The following is a 16,560-nucleotide window of genomic DNA, read 5'->3' on the forward strand; positions in this document are numbered from 1 at the left end:
GCGGGTCGTCATAACCTGCCGGGCCGCACCGCCCAGGACCCCCTCCACCGGAGTGGTGCGGCCTGGCAGTAGACCGCTAGATTTGATTCATTCAAATCTGGGGGTCTATTGTCGGGGGACGACCCGTTCGGTTGGGAGGTCCGATGAACGACCACGATCTCGTCGACACCGGCGAGATGTACCTGAAGGCCGTCCTCGAGCTCGAGGAGGAGGGTGTCGCCGCCCTGCGCGCCCGGCTGGTGGAGCGCTTCGGCCATTCCGGCCCCACGGTCAGCCAGACCGTCGACCGCCTGCGCCGCGACCAGCTGCTCGACCTGGGCGCCGACCGCCGCATCACGCTGACCGTCACCGGGCGCACCACGGCCGGCGCCGTGATGCGCAAGCACCGGCTCACCGAGGTGTTCCTGCAGCAGGTGGTCGGCCTGGAGTGGCCGCTGCTGCACACCGAGGCCTGCCGCTGGGAGCACGTGGTCAGCGACCACACCGAGAGCTTGATCGACAAGCTGCTCGGGCACCCGCGACTGTCGCCCTACGGCAACCCGATCGCCGCCGGGCAGGCCGGGCCGGTGGAGAACCTGGCCCGCCTCGCGGCCTCGGCCGGCCGGACCGGCAGTGAACACCCGGCCCGCACGATCGCCTGGATCGGCGAGCCCCTCCAGGCCGACCCGGACGCGCTGCAGGAACTGCTCGACCTCGGCCTGACTCCCGGCGCCGCGATCGCCGCCCCCCGGGCCCAGGCCGCCACCGTGACCCTGACCCGGGGCGACGAGCACGAGGTGAGCCTGCCCGAACGGCTGGCCCGGCACCTGTTCGTCAGCACCGAGGCCCCGGGCCACCCCGGTCCGGAGCCGCTCGGCGCCGAGCTGGCCGGGGCCGGTACGGCCGGGTGAGCCGCCCCGGGCAGCAGCCGCTCTACAGGTAGAACGGCTGCTGTTCGGCCGGGTCGGCCTTGACCACGTCGAGCCGGGGCTCGGCCAGGAGGTCCTGCAGGGCGGCCTCGCCCGCCCCCACCCCGATCCAGTGCTGGTCCACGTCCTTGGCCACGCACCAGGCCCGGTCGGCCGGCCAGACGAAGGCCGGCACCAGATCCGACTCCGGCGTCTGCGACGTTGCGGGCAGCTGCCACTGCCCGACCTCCCGCAGCGGGCCCTCGAACAGGTAGTACGCCCGGTGCGGGATGCGCACCATCGGCTTGAAGCCGGGGATGGGTGTGTCCCAGCCGTCCCACAGGCAGAAGAAGGCTTCTTCCGGGGTGCCGGTGTGAGCGGCCAGGATCTGTACCACCAGCCGCATCTGCTCACCGTCGCCGAGCGCCTCCGGCGACGGTGTCACGTCGTTCTCGCTCTGGAACGGCCGCTCGGGGTCGGGCAGGATCCGCACCCGCACGTACCCGGGCAGGCCGGCCGGGCCGAAACCGGCCAGCTGGGTCCAGTCCTCCTCGGCCTCGGTGATCCACGACGCGGCCGGTAGATAGGACGAGGTCTTCACAGTCACCGCGTCATCCTGGCATCCCCGGGCGAACCCGGCCTCAGTCGAGGTAGCGCCACAGCGGCTGGGCGGCGGTGCGCTCGCGGCGCGGGCGCAGCAGCAGCGGGCGCAAGGCCGCGGTGTCCAGCGCCACCTCGTCGGCGACCAGGATCAGCGGATGGGCCGCCGCCAGGGTGACGATCTCCTCGTGGGTGGCGTCCTCCCAGCAGGGGTCGTCGACCACCGACACGTCGACCGCGGCGCCGCCGGGCTCCGGCTGCAGGAGCACGCCGCACAGGTCCTCCCACCGCTGGGGCCGGGAGTAGTCGGTGCGGATCAGGATCGGGCCGGGGATTTCCGGTTCAGGCATGTGCGGGGACTCCTACAACCACAGGTCTGGTCATCGATGCTTGCGCTCCTTAGATGTCCGGACCGGCGGAAAAGGTCGCACAATTCTCGCGGCGGCTCTCAGCGGGCTCTCAGCCGGACCGGCCCTGAGCCCGTCGGGCCGCCCGGCGCTCCACGTAGCGGCGTGACTTCACGGCATTGCCGCAGTCGCCCATCGAGCACCAGCGGCGGCTGCCGTTGCGGCTGCGGTCGATGAAGACCCAGTGGCAGGCACCGCAGTGCTTGAGCCGCTCCAGGTCCGCCGGGTCAGCGGTGAGCAGCACGAACGCCCCGTGCGCGAGCGGCCAGAGCATGGCCTGCGCCGCCTCGGCGGGCCACCGCAGCCCGTGCCCGTGCAGCTCGGCGTGCTCGATGGCCTCGACCACGTAGGGCTGCAGCTGCGGCCAGGACCCGACGGGAGCCCCGGCGGTGACCGCGGTGAAGGTCTCGATCAGCACCTCGCGCAGTTCCTGAACGCGCTGCACCGCCCGCTGGGCCGCCGACGGGGAGACCGACCCGAGCAGAGCGTCCGTCTCGGCCTGGCTCAGCACGCCCACCCGCCGGGACCAGTCGAGGAGCTCGGGATACGTGGCCAGATGGTCGTACGGCGGGTGGCCGTCGGGCCGGTCCACCGTGTTCACCAGGTCGACGGCCGGGTGCCCACCCACGACAACCAGAGGACGGGGTGCTCGCCGGGGATTCTCAGCTGCGGTTTCCATCAAACGCGACTTTACCGGTTGAGCCTCGGGCCGGGCCATGGTTCAGTTACCGGTATGAGGCCGTTGAGTGGTAACACCAGGGCTGATCATCGCGGCGCGGCCGTCGCGGTGGTGTGCGCGGCCCAGTTCGCCGTGGTTCTCGACGTCACCATCGTCACCACCGCCCTGCCCGCCATCGGCGCCGACCTGGGCTTCTCCCCCGCCGCCCTGCCCTGGGTGTCCACCGCCTACGCCCTGGTGCTGGGCGGCCTGCTGGTGCCCGGCGGGCGGGTGGCCGACCTGCTCGGCCCCCGGCGCCTGTTCGGGCTCGGCACCGCCCTGTTCGCCCTGGCCTCGGTGGCCTGCGCGCTCGCCTGGTCGCCGGCCGTGCTCATCGCCGCCCGGATCGTGCAGGGCATCGGCTCGGCCCTGCTCTCGCCGGCCGCACTGTCGCTGCTCACCCAGGTCAGCGGGCCGGGAGCGGCGCGGCGGCGGGCCGTGGGGTGGTGGACGGCGGCCGCCGCCGGAGGCGGGGCCAGCGGGTGGGTGCTCGGCGGGGTACTGACCGAATACCTGGGCTGGCGCGCGGTTTTCGGGGCGGTCGCCGCGGTGGCGGCCGTGGTGCTGCTGGGCCTGGGCCGGGTGCCGGCCGGATCCCGGGTGCGGGACCGGGCCCTCGACGCACCGGGCGCCGTCCTGATCGCGACCGGGCTGGGCCTTCTGGGCTGGGGGCTGGCCCAGACCGGCGAGCACGGCCCCCTCCACCTCACCGCCGGGGCCCCGGTGCTGGCGGGCACGGCCGTGCTGGCCCTGTTCGCCCGCCACCTGCGCCGGGCGAAGGATCCCCTGATCCCACCGGGCCTGCTGCGCTCTCCCGGCACCGCGGGCGCCAACCTCACCGCCGTCGCCCTGACCGCCTCGACGTCACCGGCCATGTTCCTGGCCACCCTCTACGTGCAGCGGGTGCTCGGCCTCTCCCCCGGTCAGGCCGCCCTGCTGTTCCCCGTCTTCAACGTGGCCGTGATCGCAGGGTCGCTGGGTGGCCCGCCGCTGGTCCTGCGTCTGGGAGCCCGGCTCACGGCCCTGGCCGGATTCGCCGCCCTGGCGGCGGGCACCGCCGGAGCCACAGCGCTACCGGGTGGCGGTCGGCCGATCGTGCCCGTACTGCTGGTTTTCGCGCTGATGGGGGTGGGGCTGGGCGTCGCCTCGGTCGCCTCCACCCACACCGGCACCGAGGCAGCTGACCCGAAGACGCGCGGAGCCGCCTCGGGCGTCCTGAACTCCACCGCTCAGCTGGGCACCGCGCTCGGGCTCGCGGTGCTGACCCCCTTGGCGGTCTCCGCCCCGGCGGGCAGCATGACCGGCTACCGGCTGGGTTTCGCCGGCACCCTGCTGATCACCCTGGCCGGGGCGGCCGCCTGCCTGCTCATCCCGGCCCGGTCCGCACCCGCGCCGGTCGCCGCGACCGGAGGAACGATCAGCTCGGGACGCCGGTGGTGAGGTTGGCCCGCACCGGCAGGACCCGCCCGGTGCCGAGCTCGTAGGTCGCGGCCAGCACGCCAAGCCCCTTCTGCTGCACTGCGTCGCCGAGGATCTGCGAGCGCTGCTTCAGCAGCTGACTGGTGGAGTCGGCGTGCCACTGGGTCAGCTCGTCCAGGCCCACCAGGCCGGCGTTCTGGCCGTGGGCCATGTCGACGGTCAACCGGGCCACGACCTCGCGGATGTAGCCGCCGGGCACGGCGCCGGTCTCCAGCGTCTGGGCGGCCGCCTTGATCGCCCCGCACTTCTCGTGGCCGAGCACCAGGACCAGGTCCACGCCGAGCACCGCGACGGCGTACTCCAGCGAGCCCAGCACGGCGTCGTCGACCGCGTGCCCGGCCGTCCGGATCACGAACAGGTCGCCCAGGCCCTGGTCGAACAGGATCTCCGGGGGCACCCGGGAGTCGGAGCAGCTGAGCACGGCGGCGAACGGCGTCTGCCCGTCGACGAGCTCGGCCCGGCGGTGCGCGTCGCGCCCCGCCGCGGCACTGCTGCGGCCGCTGGACCAGCGCCGGTTGCCCTCCTGCAGGCGGGTCCAGGCCTCGCCGGAGCGGCTCGGGGCCGGCTTGCGCTGGCCGGGGATCCCCTTGAGGGTGAAGCGGGACGGCAGGGAAAGGCCGAAAAGATTGCTCACGGTGCTTCTTTCGTTGTCGGTGAACACGGGTTGCCTCAGCCGAGGACGGCGCGGGTGACGCCGGCCTGGTCGGCCAGCACGCCCTGGATCAGCTGCTGGGTCTGGTTGATCTCGTCGACCGCGTGCTGGATGCCGGCCAGCGAACCGGTGACCGCCTCGACCCGGCTCTGGATCGCGTTCACCCGGTCGCTGACGTCGGTGGTGGCCCGCTCGGTCTGCCCGGACAGCTGCTTGACCTCCTCGGCGACCACCGCGAAGCCCTTGCCCGACTCCCCGGCCCGGGCCGCCTCGATGGTCGCGTTGAGGGCCAGCAGCTTGGTCTGGGCGGCGATCGTCTGGATGTCCTGGACCACCTTGTTGATCTCCGAGCTGGCCTCGCCGAGCGCGGCGACCTGGGCGTTGGCCTCCGCGCTGAGCCGGCCCCCGCGGGAGGCCACGTCCGCGGCGGAGGTGACGTTGCGCTCGACCTCGCCGATCGAGTCCATCAGCTGTTCCCCGGCCTGGCGCAACGCCGCCCGGGAGCCCAGACGCTCCAGGGCCTGGCCGATCAGGAAAGCGGTGTTGCGCAGCGCCGACTCGCGGCTGCGGGACATCACCAGGGTGCGGGTGGCGAAGAAGTCGATGGTGCCGACGAAGCGCCCGTTCACGGTGATCGGCAGGCACACCCCCGACTTCACCCCGGCCCGCTGGGCGGCCGGGCGGCGCACGCAGTCGGTCAGCTCGCCCAGGTCCTCCACGAACACCAGGTCGTTGCGGGCCCAGGCCCGCCCGGACAGGCCGACGCCCCGGGCGAACGACGCCGAGAGGGTCACCTCGCGGAACTCGGGGTTCACGTCGCCGGACTCCTCGGCGAAGCGCAGCGCCCCGGCCGCCTCGTCCAGCCGCCAGAACGAGCCGTACTGCCAGTCGAAGTCGCGCCGGATCGTCTCCATCGCCAGCCGCAGCGCCTCGTCCTCGCTGCCGGCCGTGGTCAGTTCGCGGATCACGGTGGAGACCGCGTCCACGTCCTGCGCGGCCTTCTCCTGCCGGACCGTCTCGTGCAGCCGCTCCAGCGCCGAGGAGACCAGGACGCCGATCGCCCGCAGCACCGCCATCCGGTCGGCGGAGAGGGTCAGGACCTCGGTGGTGAAGAAGTCCATGGTCCCGATCACCTCGCCCTGCTCCAGGATCGGGAAGCAGATCCCGCTGCGCACGCCCTGCCGGGTCGCGACCGGGGCCCGCACGCAGTCGGTCACCGAGCCGATGTCCTCGACGAAGACCAGGTCGCGCTGCCGCCAGGCGCGGCCGGAGAGGCCCACCCCCTCGGCGAAGGTGGCCTCCAGGGTCACCGCCCGGAACTCCGGGCCGACGTCACCGCTGTCGACCCCGAACCGCAGCACGTCCTGCCCCCGGTCTCGCTCCCAGTAGGAGCCGTAGGCCCAGCCGAAGTGCTCACGCACCGACTCCAGCGACGCCTTCACCGCCTGCTCGATGCTGGTGGCCCGGCCGAGCTTGGCCACCACGTCGGTCACTGCGACCACGTCGGCGTGAGCGGCGGCCACCTGGTCCCGCACGGCCAGGTCCGGCTGGTTCCGTCGTCCGAACATCGATCACTCCACCTCGTCGGCCTGCACTGCCCGACCCTTCGGCGGCCGCAGCCCACGTGTGAGCGAAGAGTGACGTCTTCCCCCGGACGGTTGCCCGCCGTTCGGGAGGTCACGTCACTGCGCGCAGAGCGATGAGTTCTGGCCCCCGGCCCGGTCAGAGCCGGCATGTATGAGATTCCCGTGGCCTCCCGTCCCCCGCAGACCACGAAGTCGGCCGACGGCACCACCATCGCCTTCGACGTGTACGCACCCGAAAGTGCCGAGGGGCCGGTGGTGGTCGTGATCGGCGGCGCCACCGCGCAGCGGCTCGACGGCACCGGCCTGGCCCAGGCCCTGGCCGCCGAGGGCTGCCTGGGCGTGGTCTACGACCGGCGGGGCCGCGGCGACAGCACCGACACCGCGCCCTACGCCGTGCAGCGTGAGGTGGAGGACATCGAGGCGGTCATCGAGGCGGTGCGCCCGGGCGGCCGCGCCGTGCTGGCGGGCTTCTCCTCCGGGGCCGCGCTGGCCCTGCAGGCAGCGGCGGCGGGGGCGCCGGTCAGCGGCGTGGCACCCTTCGAACCGCCCTACCGGCTGGCCGACTCACCGCCCCTGCCCGCGGACTACACCACCACGCTGGAGCGCCTCACCGCGGCCGGCGACAACGACGGCGCCTTCGAGTACTTCCAGCTCAAGGCCGTGGGCCTGCCCCAGGAGACGGTCGAAGAGTTCCGGGCCAGCCCGATGTGGGCGCACTTCACCGCCGTGGCCCCCACCCTCGCCTACGACGGGCACTGCCTCGGCGGTGACGACCACTCGTTGCCGACCGACCTGATCGGGCGCATCGACGTGCCCCTCCTGGCCCTGGCCAGCACCGGCAGCCCGCCGTTCCTGCGCAAGCCCGCCGCGGCAGTGGCCGAGGCCGCCGCGCAGGGATCGTTCGAACTGCTCGAAGGCGAGTTCCACACCGCCCCCGACGCGACCATCGCGGCCCGGCTGGCCACGTTCGTCACCGGACTCCCCGGATAGGTCTCAGAACGGGAAGGGCCCGCGCGGCGTGTGGGTGCGGCAGATCAGCGCCCACTCGTCCAGGCCCAGCATGTAGACCGAGGTCACGAAGGCCTGGTAGCCGGGCAGCCACTCGGCGTCCAGGCCGACCTCGTAGTGGATCACCAGGTTGCCGCCCTCCATCAGGGTGAAGGCGGGCTCCGAGAGCGTCCAGGTGCGGATGGCCGGACGGTCCTTCCAGCCGCTGATCAGGTCGTCGCGGGAGGCCACCCGGTTCGGCAGCACGATGAACCCGTCCGACGCCATGTACTTGGCGAACCACCCCCGCACGTCACCGTTCGCCGAGTTCTCCCAGAACTCCTGCTCGATCTGCCAAGCGCGGTCCATCGATCGCCCATCGTCGTGGAAGACATCCGTCCTGTCCGGGGCATGCTAGCCAGATCGGGGCCTTCGGGACGCGAGTGTCCACGGCGGCCCCCGGCCCACCCCTCAGGCGACCCCGGTGAGCAGGAACGCCGGAGCCGACCAGTAGTCGTACAGCGCACGCACCTGCACGTCCCGGAAGCCGGCCGCCGAGACCTGCTCCTGCCAGCGTCCACTGCTCTGTTCCCAGGTGACCCGCGGCGCGCCCGGGCTCAGCTGCCCCACCAGCACCGGCATCAGGAAGCCCTGGGCCACCAGGTCGAACTGCTCGGCGTCGTGCGCGTACTCGGCCAACCCCTGCTCGTAGGTGCGGGCCAGGCGGGCCAGCTGCTCCGGGCCACCAGGAACCTCGTCCGGCACGTCGAACTCGACGATGGCCAGGCGGCCCACGCGGGTGCGGAGCCGGGCCAGCGCCTCCGAACGTTCGTCTGGAGGCAGCGTGTGCAGGGCGAACGTGGACTCGGCCAGCGACCACCGCACACCCTGGGGAAGGTCGGCGAGCGCGGCCTGGAGCGAACTGGGGTGGGTGTGCACCTCCACCGCGGCGGGCACCTGCGGCAGCACCTGCTCCAGCAGGGCCGCCGAGGGTTCCACCAGGTCCAGCCGGGCGGGCCGGTGCGAGGACTGCTGCAGCGCCGGGAGCAGGGCCCGGCCGTTGCCGCAGCCGATGTCCACCAGCGAGTCCGGCCGGTGCTGCTCGTACAGCCCGGCCAGAGCGGCACTGGTCTTCTCGTAGAGCGGGAGGTTGCCGCCGCCGGAGATGAAGGCCTCGAAGCCCGCCGGGGTGGCGTAGACCCCACCCTGTGCACCGCTCTCGAGGTAACGGGTCAGGGCGGGGCCGAGCAGGCTCCCGCCCTGGGCCGCCACCACCGCCCGGAAGGCCTCGACGGTCACGACTGCGAGCCCAGGAGTTCGGCCATGTCCGGCAGGTCGAAGAACTCGGCGATCTGCACCGCCGAGGGATCCCCGGCATGCGGGTCGGCCCCCGCCGCGAGCAGCGTCTGCACGATCGCCACTTCGCGGCGGAACGTGGCTGCGCCCAGCGCGGTCTGACCCCGGTCGTTCACCCGGGCCGGGTCGGCCCCACGCTCCAGCAACAGCTCCACCGTCGCCGGCTGCTTGTAGTAGGCAGCCAGGATCAGCAGGGTGTCGCCCGAGCCGTTGGTCAGGTTCACCGGCACTCCGGCCGCCAGCCGCTCGCCCAGGGCGCCGGTGTCGCCGCTGCGGGCCAGGTCGAAGGTCGCCTGCAGGAACTCCAGCTCGGCCTCGGTCAGGGCGCTGCCTACCGATGTCACGGGCTCACCTCCGTCGCGATGACGGGCCGGCCCCGTCCGGACCGACCGTAGCCAATCGCCGGAAGTTCGCACCGGCACCGGGCCACCCGATCCGGCCTACGCACTACACCTCGGCCCCCGACCGGCCGATGGGCAGGCACAGGAACCCGGGGGGAGCGTGCGGTGCCAGAGTCACGGGGGTGGCAGCGGTACACGGCGATCTGCGCCGTGGCCGCGCTCGTCTACCTGCTCATCCCCTGGCCGGTGGTGCAGGCCGTCTACTCCACCCTGCTGCACACCTCCGCGTTCGTCGCGATCGTCGTCGGCGTGCACCGCCACCGGCCGTCGGTGCGCTGGCCCTGGTACCTGCTGGCCGCCCGGGTGGGCCTGTTCGCAGCCGGTGACGTCGTGTACTGGGTGCAGACGGTCTGGTTCGAGGAGGACGTGTTCCCCTCGATCGCCGACGCCCTGTTCGTGCCCTCCAACCTGGCCATCATCGCCGCCCTGATCGGCTTCACGATGGCCCGGCACACCGGCTGGGACCGCCCCGGCATGCTCGACGCCGCCGTCCTGTCGATCGGCGCCGGCATGCTGTTCTGGCTCTACCTGATCGCTCCCTCCGCCGACGACTCCCTGTCCCTGTTCGCCCAGGTCGTCTCGCTGGCCTACCCCGTGCTGGACCTGCTGGCGCTGGCCGTGCTGGTGCGCCTGACCATCACCGCCGGCGACCGCTCGACCGCCTACCGCCTGCTGGTCGGCGGGGTCGCCTGCCTGCTGGTCACCGACGTCCTCTACACGTTCATGGAACTGGAGGGCATCTACCTGTCCGGCAGCCCGCTGGACGTCGGCTGGATGGCCAATCACGTGCTCCTGGCGGCCGCCGCCCTGCACCCCTCCATGCCCGCGATCTCCCAGTCCGCCGAGCCCGCCCGGGTCTCGGTGATCGGCCGTCGCCGCCTCTACGGCCTGGCCGCCGCCAGCCTGATGGCGCCGCTGGTCCTGCTGATCGAGTGGCTGCGCGGCGGCCCGATCGACGCCCCACTGATCGCCTTCGGCTGCATCGCCCTGTACCTGCTGGTCCTGGCCCGGCTGCAGGGAGTGGTGGGGCAGCTGGGCGAACTGCTGCAGACGGCCCAGTCGCAGGCCAACACCGACCAGCTCACCGGTCTGGCCAACCGCCGGCTCTTCCACAACCACTGGGAGAAGAACCTCACCGACCGCCCCGGACCGACCGCCCTGCTGTACGTCGACCTGGACGGCTTCAAGGCGATCAACGACACCCTCGGCCACGAGAGCGGCGACGCGGTGCTGCGCACCGTAGCCCAGCGGATCGTCGCGGTGGTGCGCTCCGGGGACGTGGTCGCCCGGCTCGGCGGCGACGAGTTCGCGGTGATCCTGCCGGGTGCCAGCGACGACCAGGCCGACGACATCGCGGCCCGCATCCTGGCCACGGTCAGCCGCCCGATCGACATCGACGGCAACCGGGTCGGGGTGGGCGCCAGCATCGGCGTGGTCCTGGCCCCGCAGGGCGCCGACCCCGAGCAGGAGATCAAACGCGCCGATACAGCCATGTACGCCGCCAAAACCGGCGGCCGGGGGCAGGTCCGACGGGTCTGAGAGGGGGTGTAGCCCGCCCCGGAGTGCTTACTTGCCAACCTTTGGCAATAAGGTGCGGCGGGTGACCTCGAGCCCGCCGATCCGCACCCCCACCCCGCTGGAGGGGCTGCGGCTGATGTGGCCCCTGGCCCGCCACGGCCGCCGCTACTTCCTCGCCTCGGCGGCACTCGCGCTGGCCGGCACGCTCTGCCAGCTGGTGCCCTACTGGGCCGTCTACCACGCGCTCGAGGCCGTGGTCGCCGGCACCACCGACTCCAGAGCAGTGCTTTTGGACGGGGTACTCGCCTTGGTCGGTGTCGTCGGGATGGCCGGGTTGCTGGGTGCGTCGACCTGGACCTCCCACCGGGCCGCCTTCGCCACCCTGGAGCACCTGCGCCTGAAGATCGGCGAGCGGCTGGGACAGGTGCCCCTGGGGCATCTCACCCGCCGCCGCTCCGGGGAGATCCAGCGCATCCTCAACGACGACGTGGAACGGCTGGAGTCCTACCTCGCCCACGCCGTACCCGACCTGATCTCCACCGCCGGCGTCCTGTTCGGCACCACGGCCTGGCTGCTGTGGGTGGACTGGCGGATGGGCCTGGTCTCCCTGTCGGTGGTGGTCGTCTCCCTGCCGCTGATGCTGCGCGGCGCTGCCCTGGGGGCCGAGCAGACCCAGGACTACGGCGCCGCGATGGCCACCATGAACGGCTCGATGGTCGAGTTCGTGCGGGGTCTGCCGGTGATCCGGACCTTCCACCGACGCGGCGACGACGCCGACCCGTTCGCCGAGACATCTGCCGCGATCCGGGCCGCCACCGGATTCCAGGCCGAGTGGGGACGCCGGCTGGTGCCCACCTACACGCTCTTCTACACGTTGCTGGCCAGCAACGTGGTGGTGATCCTGCCGGCCGGGCTGCTGCTGTGGCAGGGCGGCCGCCTGGGCACTGCCGACCTGCTGTTCTTCCTGGTGGTCGGGCTCGGCTACACCTCGTCGCTGATGAAGCTCATGCAGCTGACCACCCAGCTGGGCCGGCTCGGCCTGGGCGCCGCCCAGATCGTCGACCTGGGCCGCACGCCGGTGCTGCCGCAGCCGGAGCAGGACGCCGACCTGGGCGAGCCCTCGGTGCAGATGCACGACGTCCACTTCGCCCACACCGACCTGGACGGCCGCGCGCACCCGGCGCTCTCCGGCGTCTCGTTCCGCGCCCTTCCGGGAACGATGACCGCGGTCGTCGGCCCCTCCGGCGCCGGCAAGTCCACCCTGGCCTCGCTGATCTGCCGCTTCTGGGACGTGGACGAAGGACGCGTGGAGGTCGGCGGGGTGGACGTGCGCCGGATGCCCTTCCGGCAGCTGATGTCGCAGGTCGCCTTCGTCCTGCAGGACACCTTCCTGTTCGACGACACGATCGAGGCCAACCTGCGCCTGGCCCGCCCCGACGCCACCACCGAGGAACTGCACGCCGCCGCCCGCGCGGCCCGCGCCCACGAGTTCGTCAGCGCCCTGCCCGAGGGCTACCACACCCGCATCGGCACCCGCGGGGCCCGGCTGTCCGGCGGTGAGCAGCAGCGCCTGTCGATCGCCCGGGCCCTGCTGAAGAACGCCCCGATCATCGTGCTCGACGAGGCCACCGCCTACGTCGACCCGGAGAACGAGGCCGCCCTGCAGGACGCCCTGTCCAGCCTGGTGCGCGGGCGCACCCTGATCGTGGTCGCGCACCGGCTCTCCACCGTGGTCGGCGCCGACCAGATCCTGGTGCTCGACCAGGGCCGGATCGCCGAGCGCGGCCGGCACAGCGAACTCCTCGCCGCTGACGGGCTCTACGCCCGCCTCTGGACCGCCTTCGAAGGCGGGCCCGACCTGCCCTCGGCCGAACTCCAGGAGCAGGCCCGATGAGCGCCCTCGGCACCCACGAGCACCGCCACATCTCCCCCACGCCAGAGACTGCCGAGGCGCCCGGAGTCTCCCCGATCCGGGCCCTCTGGTCCGTCTTCGGTGACCGCCGGCGTCCATTGGTTCTGGCGGTCGTCCTGCGCGCCCTGGCCGCCGCCTGCATGGGTGTGCCGGTGGCGGTGATCGCCTGGAGCGTCGAGCAGATCCGCACCGAAAACCTCACCCAGAACGACGCACTCGGCGCGAGCGCGGTGGTGGTCGCCGCCGTGGCCGGGCAGTACCTGCTCTGGTTCGGGGCCAACCACCTGGCCTGGGTGAGCACCTTCCACGCGGTCGGCGAGGGCCGCATCGACGCCCTGCGCCACGTGGAGCGACTACCGGTCGGCACGGTGGCCGCCCGTGGCTCGGGCGACATCAGCGCGGTGCTGGGCGCCGACCACGAGCAGATCGCCCTGTTCGCCCACGCCGGCCTGATGAACCTGGTCGGCGGGGCCGCCCTGCCGGTGGCCACCCTGGCCGGGCTGGCCGTGGTCGACCCCCTGCTGGCCGGGGTGACGGCGCTCAGCATCGTCGCCGCCGCCCCGGTGTTCGTCCTGGTCAACCGCGCCTTCGCCGAGCAGTCGCTGAGCCGCGCCGACACCCTGGCCGAGGCCAACGGCCGGATCGTCAAGTACGTCCAGGGCATCGCCACCGCCCGCTCCTTCCACCAGGTCGGGCCCCGGCTGATCTGGTACCGCGAGGCGGTGGCCCGGATGCGCGCGGTCAACGACGCGCTCGCGGTGAGGATCACCCCGCTGGCCTACGTCTCGATCGGGGTGGTGTTCCTGGGCGTGCCGCTGGTCGTCGCCGGGTGCGGGTACGGCTTGCTCGGCGGTCAGGTGGACGCCTTCACCGCCGTGGTCTTCCTGGTCGTGGTGCTGCGCGTGTACACCCCGCTGGTGCAGGTGGCCGTGGAGGCCGAGGCCCTCCGGCTGACCGATGCCTCGCTGCAGCGCATCGCCCGGCTGCGATCCCTGGCCCCGCAGTCTTTTCCCGCCCGCGAGACGGCCTGGCCGGTGGGTCACGAACTGACCTTCGAAAAGGTGCGTTTCGGCTACCGCGCCGACCAGCCGGTGCTCAGCGACATCGATTTCGCCGCCGCTCCCGGCACCACCACGGCCCTGGTCGGGCCCTCCGGCGCCGGGAAGTCCACGCTGCTGGCCCTGGCCGCGCGGTTCCACGACCCGGACGCCGGCACCGTGCGCCTGGGCGGCGTACCGCTGACCGACCTCACCCAGGACCAGCTGTTCGACGCGGTCACCGTGGTGTTCCAGGACGTGTACCTGTTCCAGGGCACCATCCGCGACAACATCGCCCTGGGCCGGCCCGAGGCCACCGACGAGGAGGTTCAGGCGGCGGCCCGGGCGGCCCGCTGCCACGACTTCGTCAGCGCCCTGCCCGACGGCTACGCCACCCGGATCGGCGAAGGCGGGCAGACCCTTTCCGGCGGCGAACGTCAGCGTCTGTCGATCGCCCGGGCCATCCTCAAGAACGCGCCGGTGGTGCTGCTGGACGAGCCCACCTCCGCCCTGGACCCCCTGAACGAGCAGGCGATCCAGGCTGCGCTCGGTGAACTGACCGCCGGGCGAACGGTTCTGGTGGTGGCGCACCGGCTGAGCACGATCCGCGACGCGGACCAGATCCTGGTGCTCGACTCCGGCCGGATCGCCCAGCGCGGCCGCCACGAGCACCTGCTGAGCCGGCCGGGGATGTACCGGCGGTTGTGGAGCGAACGTGAGCGGGCAGCCAACTGGCGGCTGAACACCTAGGCCGAACTCAGTGTGAGCTCTCCGGGGTGCGCGCCGCCCGGGGGCCCGGCACCGTGGGTCCTTCCCCCGGCCTCTCGGCGGGCCCGAGCACGGTCTGGGCGTACTGTCCGGCGGTCAGCGGGCGCGAGAACAGGTACCCCTGGCCGTAGTGAATACCCAGCTCCAGCAACTGGTCCCGCTGATCGGGGGTCTCGATGCCCTCGGCCAGGATCTCCAGGTCCAGGGTGGCCGCCATCGCGCTGACCGCGGCCACCAGCTGCACCTGACCGCTGTCCAGCGAGGTCACCACCGAGCGGTCGAGCTTGAGCATGTGCACCGGGAAGCGGTGCAGGTAGTCCAGCGAGGTGTAGCCGGTGCCGTAGTCGTCCAGGTAGACCAGCACCCCGGCGGCGTCGAGCACCGCCAGCGTGTGCTGGGCCGGGGTCTCCGCCGAGAGCTGGTCGTGCTCGGTGATCTCCAGGCGCAGCGCGCTGGTGGGCAGGCCGAGCGCCGACAGGGCGGCCAGCACCCGGTCGGCCAGGCGCGGGTCCTCCAGGCTGTCGCGGGTCAGGTTCACGCTGATCGGCAGGATCGGCAGCCCCTGATCGCGCCAGCGGGCCAGCTGGGTGAGCACGTCGTGCAGCACCGCGGCGTCGAGTTCGGCGTCCAGGTTGTTGCTGTTCACCAGCCCCAGGAAGGCGTCCGGAGCCAGCAGCCCGTGGTCGGGGTGCTGCCAGCGCACCAGCGCCTCACCACCGACCATCTCCCCCGTGCGCAGGTCCACCAGCGGCTGGTACTTGATCTCCAGCCGTCCCACATCGGGGTTGTCGTTGCCCAGCAGCTGGCGGATCTGGCTGCTCAGGGTGAAGCACCGGGCCACCTCGATCCGCATCTGCGGATGGAACACCATGGCCCGGGAACCACCGGCGGCCTTGGCCGCGTACATCGCCACGTCGGCGTGGGTGAGCAGCTCGGCCAGGGGCATGTCCTCGCTCGCCTCGGCGATACCGACGCTGGCTCCGGTGCGCAGCACCAGACCCTCGACCACCACCGGGTCCTGCAGCGAGTTCAGGAACCGCTCGGCCACCCCGGCCGCCTCGGAGGCCGGCGCCAGCACCACGAACTCGTCCCCGCCCAGCCGGGCGGCCAGACCCGAGCTGCCGGTGGCCCGCACCAGCCGGTCGCGCAGCTGCAGCAGCAGCGCATCCCCTACGTCGTGCCCGTGGGTGTCGTTGACCTGCTTGAACTCGTCGATGTCGATCAGCAGCAGGCTCAGGTCGCGGCCGGCCGGCGTCTCCTCGAACGCCCGGGCCAGCCCGCGCCGGTTGGCCAGATCGGTCAGCGGATCGTGCTCGGCCAGGTACTCGCTGGAGCGCAGCGCATCACTGCCGCGCAGCAGGCACAGTCCCGCGATCACCGCCCCGGCCCCCGGCACCATCCACGGCGGCAGATTCTCCGCCCCGCTGGCGTCCGCCACCCAGGCCACGCCCGAGGGCACCAGCACGAGCGGCAGCAGACCCAGAAGAGCCGTCGAAGGACGTCGGCGGCGGGCGAACGTACCTGAGCCGAACGCGTCCACCATCGACGGGTGGAGCGCGGCCGCCCCGAACATGAGCATGAACACGACCGCCAGGATCTGGCTGGTCTCCCCGGGCAGGGCCACCCGCCGCCCCTGCACGGCCGAGCTCAGGTCGTAGACGATCGCGACGAACGCGGCCGCCAGCACCAGCAGACTGGCCGGGCCCATCACCCGGCGCGACACCGCGAACCGCACCAGCATGCTCATCAGCGCGACGTCGACGCTGGCCACCACCACCGTGGTCCAGTTCGTGCTCCCGATCGTCTCCGCCGCCACGATCTGCACGCCCACCAGCAGGCCCACCGTGGCGATCAGGACCCCGTCCAGCCACGCCGTCGACGACCGCCCGGTCTGCTTCTCCCCGGTCACCACCGCGTGCACGGTGACCGCGGCGGCAATGGCCTGACCGAACCACACCAGCGCCACCGCCGGTGTCTCGATGCGTCCCTGCGCGTAGACCAGGACCGCGCTCACCGTCCAGGCCGCGATCATCAGGGCCAGGAAGGGCCAGGCCAGGGCCTTCGGACGGTGCCAGGCCACCCCGAGCAGGATCGCGCCGACCGACAGCACCCCCGCGGTCACGGTCGCCACCGAACGCAGCTGCGGCTGCAGGGCCAGCACGACGGCGGTGGCCAGGGTGAGGGCCAGGAGCAGCCACGCCGCGCCCGTGCGGGATGCAACGGGGCCCGAGGTCACCCTTCTGAGTCGGCCG

15 protein-coding genes are annotated in these 16,560 nt (G+C 72.6%); 6 read left to right on the plus strand and 9 right to left on the minus strand.

What is annotated here, in order from left to right:
- The first annotated feature begins 143 nt into the window (after nt 1-143).
- Nucleotides 144-890, plus strand: coding sequence for a metal-dependent transcriptional regulator (locus QSK18_RS11910; protein WP_285618794.1), 747 nt, complete (start codon nt 144-146; stop codon nt 888-890).
- Between the two features lie 22 nt (nt 891-912).
- Here QSK18_RS11910 and QSK18_RS11915 read toward each other — a convergent pair whose 3' ends face one another.
- The 3 genes from QSK18_RS11915 to QSK18_RS11925 all read right to left on the minus strand — a co-directional run bounded on the left by QSK18_RS11915 (nt 913) and on the right by QSK18_RS11925 (nt 2,573).
- On the minus strand, nt 913-1,494 hold the full coding sequence (locus tag QSK18_RS11915) for a hypothetical protein (RefSeq protein ID WP_285618796.1): 582 nt from the start codon (nt 1,492-1,494) through the stop codon (nt 913-915).
- A gap of 34 nt (nt 1,495-1,528) precedes the next feature.
- Nucleotides 1,529-1,837 (minus strand): DUF6924 domain-containing protein, encoded by a 309-nt coding sequence (locus tag QSK18_RS11920; protein WP_232810970.1) that lies wholly within the window; start codon nt 1,835-1,837, stop codon nt 1,529-1,531.
- Between the two features lie 109 nt (nt 1,838-1,946).
- Nucleotides 1,947-2,573 carry a CGNR zinc finger domain-containing protein gene (locus tag QSK18_RS11925; protein WP_232810968.1) on the minus strand — a complete coding sequence of 209 codons (627 nt, stop codon included), beginning with the start codon at nt 2,571-2,573 and terminating at the stop codon, nt 1,947-1,949.
- A 63-nt stretch (nt 2,574-2,636) separates the two neighbouring features.
- Between QSK18_RS11925 and QSK18_RS11930 the strand changes: the two genes are divergently transcribed.
- Nucleotides 2,637-4,052 carry an MFS transporter gene (locus QSK18_RS11930; protein ID WP_232810966.1) on the plus strand — a complete coding sequence of 472 codons (1,416 nt, stop codon included), beginning with the start codon at nt 2,637-2,639 and terminating at the stop codon, nt 4,050-4,052.
- Here the strand turns inward: QSK18_RS11930 and QSK18_RS11935 are convergent.
- Nucleotides 4,030-4,674: a carbonic anhydrase gene (locus QSK18_RS11935; protein ID WP_352396533.1), complete on the minus strand. Its 645-nt coding sequence runs from the start codon at nt 4,672-4,674 to the stop codon at nt 4,030-4,032. The genes QSK18_RS11930 and QSK18_RS11935 overlap by 23 nt on opposite strands.
- 86 nt (nt 4,675-4,760) lie before the next feature.
- Nucleotides 4,761-6,311, minus strand: coding sequence for a GAF domain-containing protein (locus tag QSK18_RS11940; RefSeq protein ID WP_232810962.1), 1,551 nt, complete (start codon nt 6,309-6,311; stop codon nt 4,761-4,763).
- A 165-nt stretch (nt 6,312-6,476) separates the two neighbouring features.
- On the opposite strand from QSK18_RS11940, the gene QSK18_RS11945 reads away from it, so the two are divergent.
- Entirely contained in the window at nt 6,477-7,319 is an 843-nt protein-coding gene (locus QSK18_RS11945; protein ID WP_285618802.1) for an alpha/beta fold hydrolase, read from the plus strand.
- Nucleotides 7,320-7,322: 3 nt separating this feature from the next.
- Here QSK18_RS11945 and QSK18_RS11950 read toward each other — a convergent pair whose 3' ends face one another.
- The 3 genes from QSK18_RS11950 to QSK18_RS11960 form a co-directional block, all read right to left on the minus strand.
- Nucleotides 7,323-7,685: a hypothetical protein gene (locus tag QSK18_RS11950; RefSeq protein ID WP_232810958.1), complete on the minus strand. Its 363-nt coding sequence runs from the start codon at nt 7,683-7,685 to the stop codon at nt 7,323-7,325.
- A 102-nt stretch (nt 7,686-7,787) separates the two neighbouring features.
- Complete coding sequence (locus QSK18_RS11955; RefSeq protein WP_285618804.1) at nt 7,788-8,615, minus strand: class I SAM-dependent methyltransferase; 828 nt, start codon at nt 8,613-8,615, stop codon at nt 7,788-7,790.
- Entirely contained in the window at nt 8,612-9,016 is a 405-nt protein-coding gene (locus QSK18_RS11960; protein WP_232810954.1) for an ankyrin repeat domain-containing protein, read from the minus strand. Before QSK18_RS11960 ends, QSK18_RS11955 begins: the two co-directional genes overlap by 4 nt.
- Nucleotides 9,017-9,178: 162 nt before the next feature.
- On the opposite strand from QSK18_RS11960, the gene QSK18_RS11965 reads away from it, so the two are divergent.
- The 3 genes from QSK18_RS11965 (at nt 9,179) to QSK18_RS11975 (ending at nt 14,290) form a co-directional block, all read left to right on the plus strand.
- Nucleotides 9,179-10,612, plus strand: a complete 1,434-nt coding sequence (locus QSK18_RS11965; RefSeq protein ID WP_232810952.1) for a GGDEF domain-containing protein — start codon at nt 9,179-9,181, stop codon at nt 10,610-10,612.
- Nucleotides 10,613-10,673: 61 nt separating this feature from the next.
- Complete coding sequence (locus QSK18_RS11970; protein ID WP_285618808.1) at nt 10,674-12,485, plus strand: ABC transporter ATP-binding protein; 1,812 nt, start codon at nt 10,674-10,676, stop codon at nt 12,483-12,485.
- Nucleotides 12,482-14,290, plus strand: coding sequence for an ABC transporter ATP-binding protein (locus tag QSK18_RS11975; protein WP_285618813.1), 1,809 nt, complete (start codon nt 12,482-12,484; stop codon nt 14,288-14,290). Before QSK18_RS11970 ends, QSK18_RS11975 begins: the two co-directional genes overlap by 4 nt.
- Nucleotides 14,291-14,297: 7 nt before the next feature.
- Here QSK18_RS11975 and QSK18_RS11980 read toward each other — a convergent pair whose 3' ends face one another.
- The gene (locus QSK18_RS11980; RefSeq protein ID WP_232810947.1) at nt 14,298-16,544 is read right to left on the minus strand and encodes a putative bifunctional diguanylate cyclase/phosphodiesterase; all 2,247 of its coding nucleotides are present in this window, start codon (nt 16,542-16,544) and stop codon (nt 14,298-14,300) included.
- Nucleotides 16,545-16,560 lie beyond the last annotated feature (16 nt).

Source organism: Kineosporia sp. NBRC 101677 (assembly GCF_030269265.1).
In the GTDB taxonomy this organism is placed as follows: domain Bacteria; phylum Actinomycetota; class Actinomycetes; order Actinomycetales; family Kineosporiaceae; genus Kineosporia; species Kineosporia rhizophila.

Bases quoted from the DNA above. Each gene is read 5' to 3' on its own strand.
- QSK18_RS11975 (WP_285618813.1), top strand. From the start codon at position 12,482: ATGAGCGCCCTCGGCACCCACGAGCACCGCCACATCTCCCCCACGCCA.
- QSK18_RS11910 (WP_285618794.1), top strand. From the start codon at position 144: ATGAACGACCACGATCTCGTCGACACCGGCGAGATGTACCTGAAGGCC.
- QSK18_RS11925 (WP_232810968.1), bottom strand. From the start codon at position 2,573: ATGGAAACCGCAGCTGAGAATCCCCGGCGAGCACCCCGTCCTCTGGTT.
- QSK18_RS11940 (WP_232810962.1), bottom strand. From the start codon at position 6,311: ATGTTCGGACGACGGAACCAGCCGGACCTGGCCGTGCGGGACCAGGTG.
- QSK18_RS11945 (WP_285618802.1), top strand. From the start codon at position 6,477: ATGTATGAGATTCCCGTGGCCTCCCGTCCCCCGCAGACCACGAAGTCG.
- QSK18_RS11920 (WP_232810970.1), bottom strand. From the start codon at position 1,837: ATGCCTGAACCGGAAATCCCCGGCCCGATCCTGATCCGCACCGACTAC.
- QSK18_RS11950 (WP_232810958.1), bottom strand. From the start codon at position 7,685: ATGGACCGCGCTTGGCAGATCGAGCAGGAGTTCTGGGAGAACTCGGCG.